16 protein-coding genes and 1 pseudogene are annotated in these 19,755 nt (G+C 71.8%); 8 read left to right on the forward strand and 9 right to left on the reverse strand.

Annotated features, from left to right (window positions below; genetic code table 11):
• Positions 1-442: 442 nt before the first annotated feature.
• Positions 443-2,446, forward strand: coding sequence for an ABC transporter ATP-binding protein (locus tag ACIPPS_RS06985; protein ID WP_401427824.1), 2,004 nt, complete (start codon positions 443-445; stop codon positions 2,444-2,446).
• A 180-nt stretch (positions 2,447-2,626) separates the two neighbouring features.
• On the opposite strand, the gene ACIPPS_RS06990 is transcribed toward ACIPPS_RS06985, so the two are convergent.
• Entirely contained in the window at positions 2,627-3,235 is a 609-nt protein-coding gene (locus tag ACIPPS_RS06990; RefSeq protein ID WP_401427827.1) for a class F sortase, read from the reverse strand.
• 127 nt (positions 3,236-3,362) lie between these two features.
• On the reverse strand, positions 3,363-3,872 hold the full coding sequence (locus ACIPPS_RS06995) for a sortase (RefSeq protein ID WP_401427829.1): 510 nt from the start codon (positions 3,870-3,872) through the stop codon (positions 3,363-3,365).
• A gap of 531 nt (positions 3,873-4,403) precedes the next feature.
• On the opposite strand from ACIPPS_RS06995, the gene ACIPPS_RS07000 reads away from it, so the two are divergent.
• Together ACIPPS_RS07000 and ACIPPS_RS07005 are read left to right on the forward strand one after the other, a co-directional pair.
• Entirely contained in the window at positions 4,404-5,465 is a 1,062-nt protein-coding gene (locus tag ACIPPS_RS07000; RefSeq protein ID WP_401427831.1) for a nitrous oxide reductase family maturation protein NosD, read from the forward strand.
• 56 nt (positions 5,466-5,521) lie between these two features.
• Positions 5,522-6,550: a methyltransferase gene (locus ACIPPS_RS07005; RefSeq protein ID WP_401427834.1), complete on the forward strand. Its 1,029-nt coding sequence runs from the start codon at positions 5,522-5,524 to the stop codon at positions 6,548-6,550.
• An 86-nt stretch (positions 6,551-6,636) separates the two neighbouring features.
• On the opposite strand, the gene ACIPPS_RS07010 is transcribed toward ACIPPS_RS07005, so the two are convergent.
• Genes ACIPPS_RS07010 through ACIPPS_RS07040 form a run of 7 tightly spaced genes read right to left on the reverse strand, consistent with a single transcriptional unit; the run spans position 6,637 to position 11,942 of the window.
• Entirely contained in the window at positions 6,637-6,969 is a 333-nt protein-coding gene (locus ACIPPS_RS07010; protein WP_401427836.1) for a TcmI family type II polyketide cyclase, read from the reverse strand.
• Positions 6,970-7,010: 41 nt separating this feature from the next.
• Positions 7,011-7,490, reverse strand: coding sequence for an SRPBCC family protein (locus ACIPPS_RS07015; RefSeq protein WP_401427838.1), 480 nt, complete (start codon positions 7,488-7,490; stop codon positions 7,011-7,013).
• 1 nt (position 7,491) lies between these two features.
• Positions 7,492-7,752 (reverse strand): acyl carrier protein, encoded by a 261-nt coding sequence (locus tag ACIPPS_RS07020; protein ID WP_401427841.1) that lies wholly within the window; start codon positions 7,750-7,752, stop codon positions 7,492-7,494.
• A 24-nt stretch (positions 7,753-7,776) separates the two neighbouring features.
• The gene (locus ACIPPS_RS07025; protein ID WP_401427843.1) at positions 7,777-9,030 is read right to left on the reverse strand and encodes a ketosynthase chain-length factor; all 1,254 of its coding nucleotides are present in this window, start codon (positions 9,028-9,030) and stop codon (positions 7,777-7,779) included.
• Positions 9,027-10,295, reverse strand: coding sequence for a beta-ketoacyl-[acyl-carrier-protein] synthase family protein (locus ACIPPS_RS07030; protein ID WP_401427846.1), 1,269 nt, complete (start codon positions 10,293-10,295; stop codon positions 9,027-9,029). Before ACIPPS_RS07030 ends, ACIPPS_RS07025 begins: the two co-directional genes overlap by 4 nt.
• A complete protein-coding gene (locus ACIPPS_RS07035; protein ID WP_401427849.1) occupies positions 10,292-10,762 on the reverse strand; it encodes a cupin domain-containing protein in 471 nt (156 codons plus the stop codon). Before ACIPPS_RS07035 ends, ACIPPS_RS07030 begins: the two co-directional genes overlap by 4 nt.
• Before the next feature lie 55 nt (positions 10,763-10,817).
• Positions 10,818-11,942 carry a SchA/CurD-like domain-containing protein gene (locus ACIPPS_RS07040; protein ID WP_401427851.1) on the reverse strand — a complete coding sequence of 375 codons (1,125 nt, stop codon included), beginning with the start codon at positions 11,940-11,942 and terminating at the stop codon, positions 10,818-10,820.
• Positions 11,943-12,175: 233 nt separating this feature from the next.
• Here ACIPPS_RS07040 and ACIPPS_RS07045 point away from each other — a divergent pair, with 233 nt between their 5' ends.
• The 5 genes and pseudogenes from ACIPPS_RS07045 (at position 12,176) to ACIPPS_RS07065 (ending at position 19,520) form a co-directional block, all read left to right on the forward strand.
• The gene (locus ACIPPS_RS07045; protein ID WP_401427853.1) at positions 12,176-13,834 is read left to right on the forward strand and encodes an FAD-dependent oxidoreductase; all 1,659 of its coding nucleotides are present in this window, start codon (positions 12,176-12,178) and stop codon (positions 13,832-13,834) included.
• A 293-nt stretch (positions 13,835-14,127) separates the two neighbouring features.
• On the forward strand, positions 14,128-15,576 hold the full coding sequence (locus tag ACIPPS_RS07050; RefSeq protein WP_401427855.1) for a DUF5685 family protein: 1,449 nt from the start codon (positions 14,128-14,130) through the stop codon (positions 15,574-15,576).
• A 352-nt stretch (positions 15,577-15,928) separates the two neighbouring features.
• Positions 15,929-17,341 carry a family 2B encapsulin nanocompartment shell protein gene (locus ACIPPS_RS07055; RefSeq protein WP_401427856.1) on the forward strand — a complete coding sequence of 471 codons (1,413 nt, stop codon included), beginning with the start codon at positions 15,929-15,931 and terminating at the stop codon, positions 17,339-17,341.
• Positions 17,326-18,621: pseudogene (locus ACIPPS_RS07060) on the forward strand (family 2 encapsulin nanocompartment cargo protein terpene cyclase); the annotation flags it as partial. The gene ACIPPS_RS07055 and the pseudogene ACIPPS_RS07060, both read left to right, overlap by 16 nt.
• Before the next feature lie 14 nt (positions 18,622-18,635).
• Positions 18,636-19,520 carry a geranyl diphosphate 2-C-methyltransferase gene (locus ACIPPS_RS07065; protein ID WP_401427857.1) on the forward strand — a complete coding sequence of 295 codons (885 nt, stop codon included), beginning with the start codon at positions 18,636-18,638 and terminating at the stop codon, positions 19,518-19,520.
• Positions 19,521-19,755 lie beyond the last annotated feature (235 nt).

The raw sequence follows: 19,755 nt of genomic DNA on the forward strand, positions 1-19,755 counted from the left end.
ACAGTGGATCATAAGCATTGGAAAAACGTGGACAGGCAAATATCACCCGAATGCGCCGCATGATGCGAAAAGGATTCTGCCGCTACGTCAGGGCTCCGCTCGCCGCTTCGCGGGTGCGCCGGGTCACTTGGGGCACTCCCGTCACATGGGTCGGCGATTCGGCCATCGCTCCCTCGGACCGCCCCCACGCCCGGCACGGGTCGGTGTACCCCACACCATCGCCGCGCCGCTCCGTCATGCGGTTCATGGTGCGTCCGAAATACGTGTGTTCGAAGGCGTTGCCTCGTCGTTGAGTTCGGCAACACCCTCGACCGCTCCTGACGGAGGACGCGATGCACCCCTCGCCCACCCCTGTGACCGGCGTCTCCCGCGTCGACCCGATCCGCCTTCCCGGACACGCCGAGGAGCGTGGCTCGACACACCTGGGCAGGAGGTGGGGGGTATGACCGGGAGCGCCGGGAACGACCGGCGGGAAGCCGGCGAAGCCGGTCCCTCCGCTTCCGAGCGGCTGCTCTTCGGCGGAGAGCTCGCCTACGACATGGGCTGGAGCCAGCACCACGGTGCCTGGCTGAAGTTGAGCCTGCGGTCCATGGCCACCTCACTCCCCCGGCACGTGGGGATCGCGGTGCGGCTCGCCCACGCGGCCGACCGCCGGGCCCTCCGGACGGTCGCCGCCTCCGAGTTCGGCCGCGGCGTCACCCAGGCGGTCGGCCTGGTCGCGGTGAACGCGATCCTGGTCCAACTCCTCGCCCAGGGGAGCACCGCGGAGCGGCTGCGCTCCGCCCTGCCCTCGCTCGTGGTGGTCGGTGTCCTGGCCGTGGTCGGGGCGGCCCTGAAGTCCGCCTCGTCGGCGGCGACGGGGATCCTGGAGCCGAAGGTCCAGCGCGTGGCCACCGAGCGCTACCTGGGGCTGGTGGCCCGGGTGGAGCTGTCCGCGATCGAGGACGACGGCTTCCACAAGCTGATGGACTCCGCGCAGTACGGCGCGGACTCCGCCCGCCGGATGGTCGGCTACTGCACGGCGGTCGTCGCCTCGGTGATCTCACTGGTCGCGGCGGCGGGTGTGCTGACCGTGCTGCATCCCCTGCTGCTGCCGCTGCTGATCGCCATGGCCCTGCCCAGCGCGTGGAGTGCGCTGACGATGGCCCGGGCCCGGTACGTGAGCTGGCACCGGTTCGTCCAGCACGCGCGCGCCGCGCAGCTGATCAGCAGACTCCTCATCGACCAGCAGGCAGCCGGCGAGGTCCGCGTCCATGACGTCGGGCCGTTCCTGCTGGGGCACTTCCGGGGGATGGCGGAGACGAGCGAGCGCGAGCAGACGCGGCTGGCGTGGATCGGGGCCCGGACGGGGCTGACCGCGGACGCCGCCCGTGGGCTGGCCACCGTCGCCACGTACACGGTGCTCGGTCTGCTGCTGTGGCACGGGCAGATGGCGCTCGCCGTCGGTGGCACGGCTGTCCTCGCGATCCGTACGGGCTCGGCGAGCATCACCGACCTCGTCCTTCGGGTCACGGACGTCCAGGAGGAGAGCCTCTTCGTCGCCGACCTGGAGACGCTGTGCGAGGAAGCCGTACGACGGGCCATCCCGTCCACCGGCCTCGACCTGCCCGAGGAGGTGGACGAGATCCGCTTCGAGAAGGTCACCTTCACCTACCCGGGCGCGGACAGACCGTCCCTGCGCGAGGTGGACCTGATCATTCCCCGGGGCAGGACCGTCGCCCTGGTCGGCCGGAACGGGTCGGGCAAGACCACGGTCACCAGACTGCTGTGCGGGCTCTACCTCCCGGACGAGGGTCGGGTCCTGTGGGACGAGGTCGACGCGGCTCTGGCCAGCCGCCCGCAGATCTTCTCCCGGATCGCGATGGTCGCCCAGAACTTCCACCGCTGGCCGTTCACCGCCCGCGTGAACATCGGCATCGGCCGGCCCGACGCTTCCCTCGACGACTCGGCGATGGAGAGCGCCGCCGCCTACGCCGGTGCCGACGAGGTCATCGACAGCCTGCCCAGGGGCCTGGACACGCTGCTCGCGCGCGGCTTCCGGGGCGGACAGGAGATCTCGGGCGGACAGTGGCAGAAGATCGGGCTGGCCAGAGCGCGGTTCCGCGACGGCCAGGTCCTGATCGTGGACGAGCCGACCAGCGCCCTCGACCCGGCGGCCGAGCAGCGTGTCTTCGACCAGATCCAGCGCCTCGCCGGCACCGGCCAGACCACGGTCCTGATCACCCACCGCCTCCACAGCGTCCGCCACGCGGACCTCATCTACGTGATGGACGAGGGCCGGGTCGTGGAGCGGGGGAGCTTCGAGGAGCTCATGGACCACACCACCGGCACGGGCGCCTTCCGCGAGGCGTACGACCTCCAGGCCCGCCAGTTCCTCCACCCGAGCGTGCCGGGCCAGAACGGATCTGCCCAGGAGTACGCCGAGACCGACGGAGGCGGTCCGTGACGAGCTCCGCAGGGACGCCATGGGGGCCGACCCGAAACGCGTCGCCCGCCGAAACGACGACCTCCGGCCGCGTGTCCCACGCGTGCACCGAGCTCGGCTGGGACTCCTTCACCCGTTCCCCGAGCGGGAGGTGAGGGGCGGTGGGGACCGATTCGAGGGACGACGCGCCCCACGAACCACCTAGGTCGCGGCCGTCAGTGAGGCGTAGACGACCGTGTTGGACTGGTAGCCCGTGGTGCTGGACCAGCCGCCGCCGCAGGTGATCAGTCTCAGTTCCGGGCGCTCGGACTCGCCGTAGACCTTGTCGTCGGGGAACTGGTCCTTCGCGTACTCCTCCACCGCGTCGACCGTGAAGAGCGCCGTGCGGCCGTCCGCGCGTTCGACCGCGATCTCGGCGCCCCGGGTCAGGGCGCCGAGCTCGTGGAAGACGGCCGGGCCGGCGGGGGTGTCCAGGTGTCCGGTCACGACGGCCGTTCCCGGCGATCCGGGAGTGGTTCCGTTCGCGTACCAGCCCGCGAAGGCCGGGAGGTTCGCGGGCGGCGGCTGCAGGGTTCCTGCCGCGTCCAGCGCCAGGTGCATCAGGCGGGCGTCCACCCTGATGGCCGGGATCCGGATCCGGACCGGGTCCGACGCGGGCAGCGGTGCGCGGGCCGGGGGATCCGGGGCGGCTCGTACCGCTGTCTTCGCGGCCTCCGACCGGACCTGTCGGGTCGGAGGCGGGGGGTTCTCGCGGAGTGCGTCGGCGAGCAGCAGGGTTCCGGCGAGCGCGGTCCAGGCGATCAGCTTCATCGACGGGGTGTACCGCGACGGCGGGCCGCCGGCCCCCGGCCCGGGGGGTGTCCTCATGGGCGATGCCTTTGCTCGGTCCGGGAAGCATGCCGCCCTGCGGAGGGCGGAGACGGCGCTCGGCGGACCGTCAGGCGCGGGGGCGCGCCGTCGCGGTGCGGCGGTGCATTCTGATCGCTCCGCCCGCGACGGCCGCGCCCAGCAGCAGCCAGCCGAGGCCGAGCTCGGTGCCTCGGGCCGCCGCCCCTCCGAAGCCGGCGTCGACGGCGCCGTTCGGGCGGCCGGCGATCTGGTACGAGGCGGTCAGCCTGGTCCGCGGCGGGCACTTGAGCGTGACCGTGTCCGTACCGGAGGTGGCGTTCCGCGGCACCGTGAACTCGCCGACCAGGACACCCTTGCGGTCGCCCGCGAGGAGGTGGAACGTGCCGCCCGCCTCGGACTCGCCCTTGCCGTAGGTCTCCTTGCCGCAGGCGGACGTGCTGACGGTGACGGTGGTGCCGGGGGCGGCGTTCCGCGGGGAGACGCTGACGTCCCGTGTCGCCTCGGCGGCTCCGCCGTCGGCCGCCAGGGCCGTGGGTGCGGACAGGGTGAGGGCGGCGGCCATCAGGGCGACCTGGAGAACGGTACGGGCGGGACGCATGGTCTTCTCCTCCGGGGCAGCAGATCTCGGCCGGCTTGTCCGCGCGGCTCCTGTGCTGTGCTCCGAGCCCGAGAGAAACGCGCCCATCTGGTCACCGCAACGCGGGAAGCGTGCGCGGCTGTCGCCCGGACGGGCTCTTGACAGTCATTACCGGCATCGTCACCCCAGGTCAGTGGTGGCGGGCCCCGAGCGTCGGGAACGTCCGTGCCCGGAGGGGCGAATGGGGTAGGGCGGGTCCGGTAAGTACGGCCGTCCGCCCGGAGGTCGGGGCTCGCGGCGTCCGGTGCGTGCGATCGCTGGGCGCCGGGACGCCCTCGTAGCGCGGGGGCGTCCGGTGGATCAGGGCGGGTCCCTCCCGATCCGGGCCCAGTGACCTCTGGACGCTGACGGCCGTTCATCGCAGGTCCGGGTCCCTGTCTTCGCCGCCCGCGCACGGCCCCGGCGCCGGTACGGGCGGCGTTCGGGTGGTCGCGGAGTCCGATCGGGCGGTCAGCGGTGGCAGGCCGGTGAGCCCGCTCATAGCTTCGCCGTATGACCAAACGACAGATTGCCACCCTGGCATGCACCGTGGCCGTCGTGGCGACGGGCCTGGGGGCCGCCCCTTCCTCCGCCGCCCGGACGCTGCACCAGGTGCAGCCCGGCGAATCGATCCAGCAGGCCGTGGACGCCGCGCGGCCCGGGGACACCATCGTCCTGTCTCCCGGTACCTACCGGGAGAGCGTCACCATCACGACCTCGAACCTGACCCTGCGCGGCTCGGGCGGCTCCCCCGCCGTCCTCGTGCCCGGCGACGCCAAGGCGGCCGACGTGTGTGCCAAGGCCGGCCACGGCATCTGCGTGACCGGCACGGCCGACCGTCCCGTCGAGGGCGTCACCGTCCGCTCGCTGACGCTCAGGGACTTCACCCGGAACGGTCTGTGGGCGTCACGGACCGACCGGCTGAAGGTCAAGGGAGTGATCGCCGAGGGGAACGGGAACTGGGGCATCGCCCAGGAGCGGTCCGTACGCAGCGTGCTGAGCCACAACATCGCCCGGGACAACGGCGACGCCGGGCTGTTCGTGTCCAACACCACCGACACGGAGCAGGGGGCCATCGACACACAGGGGACGGTGGTCAGCCACAACCGTCTCTCCGGGAACCGGATCGGCCTGACGGTGCGGCGCCTGCGGAACCTGACCGTCGACCACAACGAGGCCACCGGCAACTGCGCGGCGGTCTTCGTGGTGGGTGACGAGTCCACCCCGCGCGCCGGGGCGATGACCGTGCGCCGCAACAACATCCACGCCAACAACAAGCACTGCCCCAAGACCCCCCGGCTGCCCTTCCTCCAGGGCTCGGGCGTCGTCCTCACCGGCGCCGAGGAGACGCTGGTGGCGGAGAACAGGATCGTGGACAACGTGGGCGCCTCCCCGCTCTCGGGCGGCATCGTGCTGTTCAAGAGCTTCGTGGGCGCGGCGAACGAGAAGAACGAGATCCGCGACAACGTGGTGCTGCGCAACGGCAAGGCCGATCTGGCCGACCGCGACACCGGCAAGGGCAACACCTTCCGCGGCAACACCTGCGGGGTCTCGGAGCCCGCGGGCATGTGCTGACCGGTCCGACCTCTCCCCCACGCACGGCACGACCGACAGCAAAGGCAGGTCAACAGATGACGACGGTTGATCCGGCTCCCCCGCCGCCCATGCGGCTGAGGGAGCTCGTTTTCGGGGCGGCGTGCGCCGCCGCCGTACGCGCGGCCGCCCGTCTGGGCGTGGCGGACGCCCTGGACGACACGCCCATGTCCGTGGAGGACCTGGCGGCGGCGGTGAAGTCCCAGCCGCGGACACTGCGGCGACTGCTGCGCGCGCTGTCCTGCCAGGGCGTCTTCGCGGAGCAGCCGGACGGCTCCTTCGCCCACACCGAGATGTCCCGGCTGCTGCGCGAGGACGACCCGCACAGCCTGCGGTACATCGCGCTGTGGTGCACCGAGCCGTGGACGTGGGACGTCTGGCCCAAGCTGGACGAGGCGGTGCGCTCCGGTGGCAACGTCTTCGAGGAGGTGTACGGGCGGGAGTTCTTCACGTACCTCAACGAGGACGCGCCCCAGTCCGCGTACGTCTTCAACCGGGCCATGACGACCTCCAGCCGGCAGTCCGCGCAGGACGTCGCCGACCTGCTCGATCTGACGGGCGCCTCCTCGGTCGCCGACATCGGCGGCGGCCAGGGGCATGTCCTGGCGAGTCTGCTGGAGCGGCACCCCGGTCTGAGCGGCACGCTGCTCGATCTGCCGGGGGTGGTGGAGAACGCCGATCCGCGCCTGCGGGAGGGCGGCACGCTGGCCTCCCGGGTCAGGGTGGTGCCGGGTGACTGCCGTCAGGACATCCCGGTCCAGGCGGACGTGTACGTCATCAAGAACATCCTGGAGTGGGACGACGACAGCACCCGCAGGGCGCTGGCCAACGTCCGCAAGGCGGCGCGGCCCGGTGCGCGTGTCGTCGTGATCGAGAACCTCGTGGACGACACGCCGTCGATGCGGTTCACCACGGCCATGGACCTGCTGCTGCTCCTCAACGTCGGCGGGGCCAAGCACACCCGGCAGAGCATGGTGGAGCGGCTGACGGACGCGGGGCTCGTCATCGGCGAGATCCGCCCGGTCAACGCCTACCTGCACGCCTTCGAGTGCACCGTCCCGGCCTGACCTGAGGGGACGGCCGGACATCCCGAGGCCGCCTGCTCCGCGTCGTTCGCGGAGCCGGCGGCCTCGGGATTTCTACGTGTGCTGCCTCAGGAACCGGCGTCGCGGTCCCAGGTGTAGAAGCACTGCGCCATGGCGTCCTTGGGGCTGCGCCAGGTCTGCGGGTCGTACGCGCTGACGTAGGCCGACAGCTTCTCGCTGGTGCTGCGGAACTCGGGGTGTCCGGTCAGCTTCGCGATGGCGGGGGCCGGGTCCTGCTCGGACTGGATGAGGTGCAGATAGACGTCGCCGAACTGGAAGAGGCTGCGCCGGGCGACGCCGACCAGGTGCGGGAGTTCCCCGCGGTCGGAGTGGGCGAAGACGTCGGCGATCGCCGGCGCCGATCCGGGTGCCATGCGGGCGACGATCAGAGCGTGGTGCATCGATGTCCTTCCTGGGTGTGCGGTACGTGACGCCGCTGCCGTCAGCCGGGCAGGACCGGCGCGTGCCGACGCTCGCGGGCGACCTGCTCGATGCGGTCCCGGATGAGCTCCATCTGGGTACGGGAGTTGCGGTTGATGTTGCCGGTCATCCACTCGTCGTCGACCGGGGCGTCGGGCTTCATGGCGAAGTCCTGGACCCAGCGCATGTGGACGCCGCCGGGGGTCTCCTCGTACTCCCACCGGATGTTCATGTGGGCGAAGGGGCCCGTCTCGACGCGCCGGGCGTTGACGGTCCGCTTCGCGCGGTCCACGGTCCGCTCCGAGACCCAGCTCCAGACCTTGCCGTTGTCGTCCGGGTGCATGGTCAGACGGAAGGTCGTCGAGTCGCCCTCGCGGGAGAGCACCTCCAGCGCGGCGTACTCGCTGAAGAGGTTCGGCCAGTTCTCGATGTCGTTGGTGATGTCCCAGACGAGGTCGAGGGGGGCGTCGATGACGACGCTGTTGTCGGTGTGTCCGGACACGTCAGACTCCCGTCTTGAGCGTCTTGTTGACGAGGTCGACGAACTCGGCGGGCGTCTTGCAGCGCTCCGCGTCGGTGGGGAGGGACAGGCCGTACCGGTTCTCCAGCTCGCCGACGATGCCCAGCAGGCCCAGCGAGTCGAGACCGATGGTGCTGAAGGGGGCGTCGGGCGCCTTCTCCAGCTCCCGGGGGTCGACGCTGACGCCGGCTGCCTGCTTCATCAGCGCGGACAGTTCGTCGAAGGTCAACGCGGTGGTGATCATGCTTGTTCTCCTTCCCGCCCGGTCCTACCGGGCGGCGTTGTCGCCACCGCGGCGCACTACGAGCGCCGCGTTGGATCCCATGAGTCCCCTGCTGAGGACGAGGGCCGTGCGCAGCTCGGCGGGGCGAGCGCGAGACATCACCAGATCGAGGTCGTGGCAGATGTCGAACACGTTGGGGGTGGGGGGCACCAGGCCGTGTTCCATCGCGAACACCGCGGCCGCGGTGTCCAGTACGGGCGCCCCGCAGTAGGCCCGGCCGATCCCGGTCTTCGGGGCCGTGACGGGGACGCGGGTGCCGTGCGCGCCGAGGGCGTCGGTGATCGCCAGGGCTTCGGCGCGGTCCGCCTCCGGTACGCCCAGGGCGTCGGCGAACACGACGTCGATCTCCTCCGGGGCGCAGTCGGCCTCGTCGAGGGCGACCCGGATGGCGCGGGCGAGGCCCTCGCGGGACTCCGCCCAGCGGGAGGCGCCGGTGAACGTGGCGCCGTGGCCGGCGATGACGGCCCGGACGGCCGCCCCCCGGTCGTGGGCGCGCGCCTCGTCCTCGACGACGAACATGGCGCCGCCCTCCGCGGGCACGAAGCCGCAGGCTCCGGCGGTGAAGGGGCGGTAGGCGCGCTCGGGGTCCTCGACGGTGCTGAGCTCGGGGTAGCCGAGCTGGCACACCATCGAGTACGGGGCGAGGGGTGCCTCGGCGGAGCCGACGACCATCGCGCCGGTCCCGCGCCGTACGGCCCTGGCGGCGTGGGCGAGGGCGTCGAGGCCGCCGGCCTCGTCGCTGGCGACCACCCCGCACGGCCCCTTGAAGCCGCTGCGGATGGAGATCTGGCCGGTGCTCGCGGCGTAGAACCAGGCGATCGACTGGTACGGACCGACGAACTTGGACCCCTGTCCCCACAGCTTCTGCAGCTCACGCTGGCCGAACTCGCCGCCGCCGGACCCGGCGGCGGTGACGACGCCGATCGAGAAGGGCTCGTCGGGGCCGTCGCCCCGGCCGAGGCCGGCCTCGTCGAGGGCCAGCTGGGCCGCGGCCATGGCGTAGTGGCTGAACCGGTCGGTCTGGACGAGGAAGCGCTCCTCGATGAGGGCGGAGGCGTCGAAGCCGCGGACCTCGCCCGCGACCTTGAGCGGGAGGTCCTCGCATCCCTCGCGGGTGATCCGGTCCAGAACGCCGAGCCCTTCCCGGACGGACTTCCAGTACGCGTCGGCGCGCAATCCGTTGGGGGCGATCACACCGATCCCGGTGACGACCGCGCGCCGTGGGCGCTCAGTGCTCATCGTGTCCTCCCACCCGGCCCCGTCAGGAGCACCGCGGACTGGAAGCCGCCGAATCCGCTGCCGACGGAGAGCACGTTCCTGAGCTTCCGGGGGCGGGCGGTGCGCGGCACGTAGTCGAGGTCGCACTCGGGGTCGGGGGTCTCGTAGTTCGCCGTCGGAGGTACCACCTGGTGCTTCAGCGCGAGGACGCAGGCGGCCACCTCTATCGCGCCGATCGCGCCGAGCGAGTGCCCCACCATGGACTTGATGGAGCTCATCGGCGTGTCGTAGGCGTGGTCGCCCAGCGACCGCTTCACGGCGGCGGTCTCGTGCCGGTCGTTCTGCCGGGTGCCCGAGCCGTGCGCGTTGACGTAGTCGATCAGCGTGGGGTCGAGCCGGGCCTGGTCGAGCGTGGAGTCGATCGCCCGGGACATCTCCAGTCCCTCGCCGGTCAGACCGGTCATGTGGTACGCGTTGCCGAAGGTGGCGTAGCCGCCGATCTCGCAGTAGATGTGCGCACCGCGGGCCCGGGCGTGCTCGTACTCCTCCAGGACGAGGACCGCCGCGCCTTCGCCCATGACGAACCCGTTGCGGTTGTTGTCGAAGGGGCGGGAGGCGTGCTCGGGGTCGTCGTTGTCGGGCGACGTCGCCTTGATGGCGTCGAAGCAGGCCATGGTGATCGGGGATATCGGGGAGTCCGACGCCCCGGCGATGCAGACGTCCGCCCGGCCCTCCTCGATGGTGTGGAAGGCGTAGCCGACCGCGTCGAGACCGGAGGTGCAGCCGGTGGAGACGGTCTGCACCGGGCCACGGGCGCCGAACTGTTCGGCCACGACCGAGGCGAGGGTGCTCGGCGAGAACGCCATGTGCAGCTTCGGGTCGGCGGCCCGGTGGTCCACGTCCCACCGCTGCCCGCCCTCGCTGACCAGGACGTAGTCGTGTTCGAGCCGGGTGGTGCCGCCGACGGCGCTGCCGAGGGAGACACCGACGCGCCACGGGTCCTCCGTGCCGGTGTCGAGTCCGGAGTCGCGTACGGCCTCGTCGGCGGCGACCGCGGCGAACTGGATGTACCGGTCGGCGTGGCGGCTCACCTCCGGGTCGAGGCCGTGCGCCTCGGGATCGAAGTCGCACTCGGCGGCTATGCGCGAGCGCAGGCCGACCGGGTCGAACAGGGTGATGCCGCGGGTCGCCGTGCGGCCGCTGGACAGGAGCTCCCAGAACGCCGCTGCTCCGGTGCCACCCGGAGCGACCACACCGATCCCGGTGACCGCCACACGCCGGTTCACTCGATGGCCCCACGTCGCTCGGCGGCCTGCCCGGGGTCGCCCACGGTCAGGTGCGGCCCGGCGGCGGCGAGCGCGGACGCGTCGTCGGCCTCGGTGTCGACGTGGCCGAGGCTCGGGCGCGGAGCGAGCGGCCCCAGGTGGAAGACCATGCGGGCCTCCACGTCGCCGACGTTGCGGAAGCGGTGCCGCATGTCGATGGGGATCAGCAGGCCCTGCTCGGGCTGGAGCCCGAACGTCTCGCCGTCCAGGTCCACTTCGAGCGCGCCCGAGACGACGTACACGAACTCCTCGGAGTACGGGTGGTAGTGCTCGCCGATGCGCTCGCCGGGCTGGACGATGGCCAGGCCCATGAAGCCGCTGGTGGAACCCACGGTGGCCGGCGTGAGCATGGCACGCAGGTCACCTCCGCGCCTGCGGTTGGGTTCCGTCTCGCTCAGGGTGACGATGCGGGGACGCTGCTTGAGCATGGTTGTTACCTCCGGGTGTGGCAGTGACGTGGGAGGGAGCGGCCACGGCCGCCCGTCAGGAGTCGGCCGAGCTGCGGTCGGTGACGGGCAGCATGTCGGCGTGCGACAGGAGACGGTTGATGTTGCGGTCCGACTCCAGGGATCCCTCGACGCCGATCGCGGCGCCGTCGAGGAGGCGCTCCAGCTCCGCGGCCTTCTGGGGGCCCTTGAGGCCGAGCGAGGCGACGGGGTCGACGTCGAGTTCGCCGGTGATGTCGATGAGGCGGACCACGATGTCGTCGCGCTGGAAGACCGTGCTGCCGTACACCGGGCTGTCCGGGTCCTCCGCGGCCGCCGCGTCCTGGTGGGCGAGCAGCCGGGCCAGGTCCATCCCCCGGCCCTCCTTGGCCGGGTAGTACAGCGCGTGCCGCCGCAGCTCGGCCGGGGCCGGCCGGCTGGAGACCACGTGCTGCACGGCGGGGAGCGCGGCCCGGGTGAAGAAGACGCGCGCCGAGTCGGGGTCGGTCAGGTCCCGGTCCTGCTCCAGGTACGGGTTGATGGCCTCCTCGACCGCCCGCACCTCCGGCTGGCGGGCGACGTGCCGCAGGGCCACCAGCAGGTCGCCCTCCACCTCGACGGCCCGCACGACGCGGTTGCCGTGCATGAAGAGAGACGTGCGCCGCAGCCGGGTGGTCTCGTCGACCTGGGCCTTGGGCGACTCGTAGCCGGCGAGCAGCTCCGCGACCTTGGACTCGGAGCCCGGCTTGACGGTGAAGGTCAGGGCGTGACGTGCCACGCCGTCGCCCACGCGGGCCGCGACCCGGTCGCTCGCCTGCGTCGGGTCGGGCGTCTGCGGCTGCCGGGGGCCGGTCTCCCGCAGGATGCTGTAGCGCATCGAGCGGGTGTCCCGTACGCAGCTGTGCATCGGCTTGACCGTCTCGACGTGCTCCTCGCTGTTGACCCACGCGAGGAACGGCGGAGCGCTCTCCCACTCGCTGGTGATGAGCCACTGCGAGGGGTTCTCGATGGACTGGCAGAGCTGGTCGCTGATGTGTCCGGGGACGGACGCGACCTGCCTGCGCATGAGCTCGTACGCCTCGAGGAACTGCTGCTGGGCTCCTTCGTACAGGTCGAGCAGCAGGATCACCCGCAGCCTGGAGCCGTCGAACGCCGACTGGGAGATACGTGCCGACGTGGTCATCCGGCACACCTCTTCTCTCTTCGGGGAGGGTCGGAATGGACCGCCCTGCCCGAGAGGGCAGGGGTCGTCATGTGCCGATGGTTGGCGTGCCTCGGCGCGTCGCGCGACTTCCACGGTGCGGATGAGTGAACCGCGTGTCATTCGGGTGCCGCGAACGCGCGGAGCGGTCCGCGACGGGCATGGATGTCCATCCCACCCCCCATTCGCGTCGCAGGTGACGCTGGAGGCAATCGATGAACCGATTCGAAGGGACCGGCGAGGTCGGTCACCGGACGCCCGTTCTCATCGTCGGCGGTTCTCTGGTCGGCCTGTCCACCTCGCTGTTCCTGGGGCGTCTCGGTGTGCCGCACACGCTCGTCGAACGCCACTCCGGCACCTCGCTCCATCCCCGGGGCCGCGGCAACAACGTGCGCACGATGGAGCTCTTCCGGGGCGCCGGCCTGCAGGAGCGCATCCGGGAGACCGCGTCGGTCCTGGCGGGCAACAACGGCATCCTGCAGACGCCGAGCCTGGTGGGCGACGCCGGAGAGTGGTTGTTCAAGACGGTCGACGCCGGCGGCGGCCTGGCTCGGCTCAGTCCCGCCGAATGGTGCTTCTGCAGCCAGAACGACCTGGAGCCGGTGCTGCTGGAGAAGGCTCGTGAGCTGGGTGGAGATCTGCGGTTCTCGACGGAGCTGATGTCGTTCGAGCAGGACGCCGAAGGGGTGACCGCGCAGGTCAAGAGCCGCGACACCGGCGAGCACACCAGCATTCGCGCGGACTACCTCGTCGCGGCGGACGGCCCTCGCAGCCCCGTGCGCGAGCTTCTCGCCATCGGCCAGAACGGCCCCGGCGACCTGTTCCACAACGTGAGCGTCACCTTCAGCTCCCGCGGCCTCCCCGGCATCGTGGGCGACCGGCGCTTCATCGTCTGCTACCTGACGGATCCGGGCGCCGACGGTGCCCTTCTGCCGGTCGACAACCGGGAGCGCTGGGTGTTCCACGCTCCCTGGCACCCCGAGCGCGGCGAGACGCTGGAGGAGTTCACCGACGAGCGGTGCAGGGAACACATCCGGCGGGCCGTGGGAGTGCCGGACCTCGATGTGGAGATCACGGGCAGAGCCCCCTGGCACGCCGCCGAGAGGGTCGCCGAGCGGTACGCGGACGGGCGTGTCTTCCTCGTCGGCGACTCGGCCCACGAGATGCCGCCCACCGGGGCGTTCGGCTCCAACACCGGCATCCAGGACGCGCACAACCTCGCCTGGAAGCTCTCCGCCGTCCTGGGCGGCTGGGCCGGCCCCGGCCTGCTCGCGTCCTACGACGCGGAGCGCCGCCCCGTCGCGGAGGCGACCAGCTCCCGCGCCTCGTCGCGCTCGGTCGAGCACAGCCACCCCGGGTACGCCCCCGAACCCGGAGCGGGCGGCCCCGGGGGAAGGAAGGGCGGCATCCTCAACGTGGCCCTGGGCTACCGCTACCAGCAGGGCGCGGTGCTCGACGCCGACCTGACGCAGCAGGTCGTGCCCGACGGCCTGCGGTTGACGGGTGAGCCCGGAACCCGCTCGCCCCACATGTGGCTGGACCACGACGGCACCCGGATCTCCACCCTCGACCTGTACGAGCGGTCGTTGGTGCTCCTGAGCGCCGGGGGCGGCACCGGCGCGTGGCACACGGCGGCGGCACGCGTCGCGCACCAGCTGTCGGTACCGCTCGACGCGTACCGGATCGGCGACGGCCCCGACGCGGAGCTGTCGCCGGAGGCCGACACGGACTGGGCGGAGGTCCACGGCGTCACCCCGGACGGTGCGGTGCTGGTCCGCCCCGACGGGTTCGTCGCCTGGCGGTCGACGGGAGCCTCGCCCGATCCCGAGACCACGTTGCTCAGGGCCCTCAGGGCGGTCCTGAGCAGGGACTGAGCCGGCGCACGACACGGCCGGTCCCCCGGACCGGAGCAGCGACGAGGCGTCCGTCCCGGCTTTTCGGCCGGTCGGGCGCCTCTCGGCTGCGCCCGCGGCGACGGTGCGGTCCGCGTCGTCCGCAGCCACCCCCGGCAGCGACCCTCTAGGATGTCGGCTCGCCTCAGAACGTCACCTCCGGTTGACGTCACGCGCGGGCCCTGTCTCGCGCGCCGGGACTCATGTGCGGTCGTACGTCCATGCGTCGTCCCGGTGGCTGGTCCGGGTCGCTGTATCCACGGGGGAGAACGTCGGTGTTCGGAATCATCAGACCTTGCCGTCATCGATTGGGCGAAGGCCTGCGTACGGAGTGGATGGCCCATCTGTGCGGGCTGTGCCTGGCGCTGCGCGGGGAGTACGGGCAGTTCGCGCGGGTGGCGACCAACTACGACGGCCTGATCGTGTCGGTGCTGACCGAGGCGCAGTCGGAGCGTACCGGCGACTGGCGGCGCGGCGCGGGCCCGTGCCCGCTGCGCGGGATGCGGTCGGCCGACGTGGCGCAGGGCGAGGGCGCGCGGCTGGCGGCGACGGTGTCGCTGGTGCTGGCCGCGGCGAAGATACGTGACCATGTGGCCGACCAGGACGGCCTGTTGGGGCGTCGCCCGGTAGCCGTGGCGGCGCGCCGGATCGCCCGGGGCTGGGACCGCGCGGGCGCCGCGGGCGGGGAGCGGCTCGGCTTCGACACGGCGGCGCTCCTCGGCGCCGTCGAACGCCAGCCGGAGATCGAACGGTTGACCGGCCCCGGTGACTCGCTGCTGGCGGTCACGGAGCCCACGGAGACGGCGACCGCCGCCGCGTTCGCGCACACCGCGGTGCTCGCCGGCCGCCCGGGCAACACCGAGTCGCTGGCGGAGGCCGGTCGGCTGTTCGGTCGACTGGCGCATCTGCTGGACGCGGTGGAGGACCTGGACGCCGACGAGGCGTCCGGCGCGTGGAACCCGATCGCCGTGACCGGAGCGGAGCGCGCCGAGGTGCGCCGGCTGTGCGACGACGCGGTACGCGGCATCCGACTGGCCGTTTCCGACGCCGAGTTCATCGACGGGCGGCTGGTACAGGCGCTTCTGGGAGGCGAGTTGGACCGGGCGGTCGACCGCGTCTTCGACCCCCGGCACCGTCACCACCAGCACCGGAGCCAGGAGCGGGGCCCGCGCGTCCTGCCCTGGCTGGGGCTCCGTACGGCGACGCGGGCGCCCGCGGAGACCGCCACCGGCACGGCCTGCGGCGTCGGGGCGCCGACGGGGCCGGGGGCTGTCGCGGCGGTGGTCCCGGAGCACGCCTCGACGGCCTCGGGCCGACCGCCGGAGGGGCGGTGCCGCCGGTGCGGACAGTGGCGCCGGTTGTGCCGAGGGTGCGGGTGGTGTGTCGGCTGCTGCACCTGCAACGACGACGACGGCCAGGAGCTCGGGGAGTCCTGGCCGTTCGGCGGTGGCAGCGGCAACGGCGGCGGCGGCGGACAGAGCCGTTCCGGAGGGGACGGCTGGTCCGGCGGCCCGGGCGGCGGCAACGCCGGCGGCGGATCCGGCGGTTCGGCCGGCGGCGGCCAGGGCTCCGGCGGCTCCGGGGGCTGGGGCGGTTCCGGCGGCTCGGGGAGCTCCGGCGGCTCGGGGAGCTCCGGCGGTTCCGGTGGCGGCTCGGGGGACGGGTGTGGCGGCGGCGGCGGTTGCTGCAATCCGTGCAAGTGCTGCTGCGACTGCTGCGACTGAACGACGGATGAACCGGGGAAGCCCCCGGGGCCTCGGCCCCGGGGGCTTCTCGGCGTGCGTCCACCAGGGCGCTGCCGCCGGGCCATGACGGCGGCTGTCGGTCACATGGCTCGTTGTCGTCGGTCGCCCGAATAAACCCCGTGCGAATCAAGCTCACTTCATCGAGGTAATCCCCTCGGGATCAAGGGGTGACCAGGGCGTTTCCGCCCTACTGTTCACCGGTGTCCGGACGGTTTCCCGATGATTCGCCCCCTCTGTCCACCCCTCGCCCCGTCCCGCTGTCCCCGCCCCTCTGTCACCGCTCGGCGTACGCATACGCCGATCCCCGCCGTGCGTAAGGAGATCTCGTCCGATGACCGTTGAGACCGGCCCGGAAGCGGAGGCGACGCCGACCCGGCAGTCCAGCCTGAGCACCGCGGCAGCCCGCAACCTCGCCACCACGACCAAGTCCGCCCCGCAGACGCAGGAGATCACGGATCGCTGGCTGCTGCGGATGCTCCCCTGGGTGGACACCAAGGGCGGCGCCTACCGGGTGAACCGGCGGCTCAGTTACACCGTCGGCGACGGGCGGATCGAGTTCGTCCAGGACGGTCCGGACGTACGGGTGATCCCGCAGGAGCTCGGCGAACTGCCCCTGCTGCGCGGCTTCGACGACCCGGAGGTGCTGACCGCGCTCGCCGACCGGTGCGTCCAGCACGACTTCCGTGCGGGTGACGTCCTGGTCGAGCGCGGGACACCCGCCGGACAGATCCACCTGATCGCCCGCGGCCGGATCAACCAGAGCTCTGTCGGCACTTACGGCGACGAGGTCGGCGTCGCGGTGCTCGCCGACGGCGACCGGTTCGGCGACCACGCCCTGCTGGACGCCGAGGGCACCTGGGACTACACCGCCACCGCCGAGACTGCGGGCACCCTGCTCACCCTGTCCCGGGCCGACTTCGACGCCGTGCTCTCCACGGCGCCCCATCTCCGGGACCACGTGCGGCAGTTCGCCTCGTTGCCCCGCCGACGGCAGAACCACCACGGCGAGGCGGAGATCGCGATGTCCGCCGGCCACACCGGTGAAGTCGGTCTGCCCGGGGCGTTCGTGGACTACGAGCTCAAGCCGCGCGAGTACGAACTCTCCGTCGCGCAGACCGTTCTCAAGGTCCACACGAGGGTCGCCGACCTCTTCAACGGGCCGATGAACCAGACCGAGGAGCAGCTCAAGCTCACCATCCAGGCGCTGCGCGAGCGCCAGGAGCACGAGCTGATCAACAACCGCGAGTTCGGGCTGCTGCACAACGCGGACTACAAGCAGCGGATCCAGCCCCACTCCGGCCCGCCCACCCCGGACGACCTCGACGAGCTGCTCTGCCGCCGCCGCGGCACCAAGCTCTTCCTCGCCCACCCCCGGACCATCGCCGCGATCGGGCGGGAGTGGAACGCCTGCGGGCTCTATCCGGAGACCGCCGTAGTCGACGGGCAGCAGGTCCGCGCCTGGCGGGGGGTCCCGATCCTGCCCTGCGACAAGATCCCCATCAGCAAGGAGAGCACCAGTTCGATCCTCGCCATGCGCGTCGGCGAGGACAACCAGGGTGTCGTCGGGCTGCGCCAGACCGGCCTGCCGGAGGAGTACGAGCCGGGCCTGTCGGTGCGCTTCATGGGCGTCAGCGAGCAGGCGATCATGTCGTACCTCGTCACCGCCTACTACTCCGCCGCGATCCTCGTGCCCAACGCGCTCGGCGTGCTGGAGAACGTGCAGATCGCCCGCAGGCACCACTAGACGGCCCGTCGGCCGGACGGCCACGACAGCCCCCACCCAGCAAGGAGTTACGGATGCCCGATCCCGGGCTCTCCCCCGCCCTGTCGCCCCTGGAACGGATCCTGCGCGGCCCCACCGGTCTGGGCACCTCGGGCCTCTATCCGAACCGGCGCGAGGAGCCTCCGACCCCTCCGGCGTCCGAACCCCTCTCGGCACCGGCAGTACCGGCAGTACCGGCGGTACCGGCGGCACCGGCAGTACCGGCAGTACCGGCCGATCGGTCCGCAGCTGGCGAACGGGGCGCACCGGCCGAACCGGGCGAGGGGAAGCCGATCCCCGGCCTCTACCACCATCCGATCGCCGAGCCCGATCCGGTGCGGGTGGAGGAGGTCAGTCGCAGGATCAAGGACTGGGCGGTCGACGAGGTCGAGCTGTTTCCCGAGGAGTGGGAGGGCGAGTTCGACGGCTTCTCGGTCGGGCGCTACATGGTCGCCTGCCATCCGGACGCGCCGACCGTCGACCACCTGATGGTCGCCACGCGGCTGATGGTCGCCGAGAACGCGGTGGACGACTGCTACTGCGAGGACCACGGAGGTTCGCCGATCGGGCTCGGCGGCCGGCTCCTGCTGGCGCACACCGCTCTGGACCCCCTGTACACCACGAAGGACTACGAGCCGCAGTGGGCGCGGTCGCTGCACGCGGACGCGCCGCGTCGCGCCTACCGCTCCGCCATGGAGCACTTCGTCCAGCTGTCCACCCCCTCCCAGGCCGACCGGTACCGGCACGACATGGCCCGGCTGCACCTGGGGTACCTCGCCGAGGCCGCCTGGTCCGAGACGGACCACGTCCCGGAGGTCTGGGAGTACCTGGCGATGCGGCAGTTCAACAACTTCCGCCCCTGCCCCACCATCACCGACACCGTCGGCGGCTACGAGCTGCCGGCCGACCTGCACGCGCAGCCCGCCATGCAACGGGTCATCGCGCTGGCCGGCAACGCGACGACCATCGTCAACGACCTGTACTCCTACACCAAGGAGCTCGAAAGCCCCGGCCGTCACCTGAATCTGCCCGTGGTGATCGCCGAGCGCGAGGAGGCCTCGGAGCGCGACGCCTACCTGAAGGCGGTGGAGGTCCACAACGACCTCATGCACGCCTTCGAGGACGCGGCCGCCGAGCTGGCCGCCGCCTGCCCCGTGCCCAACGTCCTGCGCTTCCTGCGCGGCGTGGCCGCCTGGGTCGACGGCAACCACTACTGGCACCGGACCAACACCTACCGCTACAGCCTGCCCGATTTCTGGTAAGAACGGATTGATCTGTGACCAACACCCAGCTCCCCACCGCCGGCGCCACCTCCGCGTTCATCCCGGCCCCGGCGACGCCCTACCAGGGGGACATCGCCCGGTACTGGAACAACGAGGCCAGGCCCGTGAACCTGCGCCTCGGTGACGTCGACGGTCTCTACCACCACCACTACGGCATCGGCGATGTCGACCACGCCGCCCTCGGGGACGCCGGGGACAGCGCGTACGAGAAGAGGCTGATCGCCGAACTCCACCGCCTGGAGTCGGCACAGGCCGAGGTCCTCCTGGACCACCTGGGTGCCATCGGGCGTGACGACACGCTCGTGGACGCCGGCTGCGGCCGGGGCGGTTCGATGGTCATGGCCCACCAGCGCTTCGGGTGCAAGGTCGAGGGCGTCACCCTCTCGGCCAAGCAGGCCGACTTCGCGAACCAGCGCGCCGGTGAACTCGGCATCGAGGACCACGTCCGCGCCCGCGTGTGCAACATGCTCGACATGCCCTTCGAGACGGGGCAGGCGGCGGCCTCGTGGAACAACGAGTCGAGCATGTACGTCGACCTGCACGACCTCTTCGCCGAGCACTCCCGCGTCCTGGGGGTCGGCGGGCGCTACGTGACGATCACCGGCTGCTGGAACCCGCGCTACGGCCAGCCCTCGAAGTGGGTCTCGCAGATCAACGCGCACTTCGAGTGCAACATCCACTCCCGCCGGGAGTACATGCGGGCCATGGCCGACAACCGCCTGGTGCCGCAGGCGGTCGTCGACCTGACGGCCGCGACTCTTCCCTACTGGGAGCTGCGGGCCACGTCGTCCCTGGTCACCGGCATCGAGGAGGCGTTCATCAACTCGTACAAGGACGGCTCCTTCCAGTACCTCCTGATCGCGGCCGACCGCGTCTGACAGGTCCGAGGGGAGCGGGGCGCGGTGGTCCGACACCACCGCGCCCCGCTCCCTTTGGCGTGCCGTACCGATACACCCACTCGCCCTCGGCCTCCTCGGCACCGCCGTCGCGCCCGCCGGGACGGCGCGCACGATCTGGTCGTTGCAGACGGACGTGGAGCGCTGGCCGTCCTGGCAGACCCCCTTCGCGACCGTGGACCGCCTCGACCGCGGCGCCTTCCGCAAGGGTTCGGCG

Source organism: Streptomyces sp. NPDC090127 (assembly GCF_044746945.1).
Taxonomy (GTDB): Bacteria; Actinomycetota; Actinomycetes; order Streptomycetales; family Streptomycetaceae; genus Streptomyces.

What these genes read in the sequence shown, in the direction of transcription:
- ACIPPS_RS06985 (WP_401427824.1), top strand. Translation starts at nt 443, where the DNA reads ATGACCGGGAGCGCCGGGAACGACCGGCGGGAAGCCGGCGAAGCCGGT.
- ACIPPS_RS06990 (WP_401427827.1), bottom strand. Translation starts at nt 3,235, where the DNA reads ATGAAGCTGATCGCCTGGACCGCGCTCGCCGGAACCCTGCTGCTCGCC.
- ACIPPS_RS06995 (WP_401427829.1), bottom strand. Translation starts at nt 3,872, where the DNA reads ATGCGTCCCGCCCGTACCGTTCTCCAGGTCGCCCTGATGGCCGCCGCC.
- ACIPPS_RS07000 (WP_401427831.1), top strand. Translation starts at nt 4,404, where the DNA reads ATGACCAAACGACAGATTGCCACCCTGGCATGCACCGTGGCCGTCGTG.
- ACIPPS_RS07005 (WP_401427834.1), top strand. Translation starts at nt 5,522, where the DNA reads ATGACGACGGTTGATCCGGCTCCCCCGCCGCCCATGCGGCTGAGGGAG.
- ACIPPS_RS07010 (WP_401427836.1), bottom strand. Translation starts at nt 6,969, where the DNA reads ATGCACCACGCTCTGATCGTCGCCCGCATGGCACCCGGATCGGCGCCG.
- ACIPPS_RS07020 (WP_401427841.1), bottom strand. Translation starts at nt 7,752, where the DNA reads ATGATCACCACCGCGTTGACCTTCGACGAACTGTCCGCGCTGATGAAG.
- ACIPPS_RS07025 (WP_401427843.1), bottom strand. Translation starts at nt 9,030, where the DNA reads ATGAGCACTGAGCGCCCACGGCGCGCGGTCGTCACCGGGATCGGTGTG.
- ACIPPS_RS07035 (WP_401427849.1), bottom strand. Translation starts at nt 10,762, where the DNA reads ATGCTCAAGCAGCGTCCCCGCATCGTCACCCTGAGCGAGACGGAACCC.
- ACIPPS_RS07040 (WP_401427851.1), bottom strand. Translation starts at nt 11,942, where the DNA reads ATGACCACGTCGGCACGTATCTCCCAGTCGGCGTTCGACGGCTCCAGG.
- ACIPPS_RS07045 (WP_401427853.1), top strand. Translation starts at nt 12,176, where the DNA reads ATGAACCGATTCGAAGGGACCGGCGAGGTCGGTCACCGGACGCCCGTT.
- ACIPPS_RS07055 (WP_401427856.1), top strand. Translation starts at nt 15,929, where the DNA reads ATGACCGTTGAGACCGGCCCGGAAGCGGAGGCGACGCCGACCCGGCAG.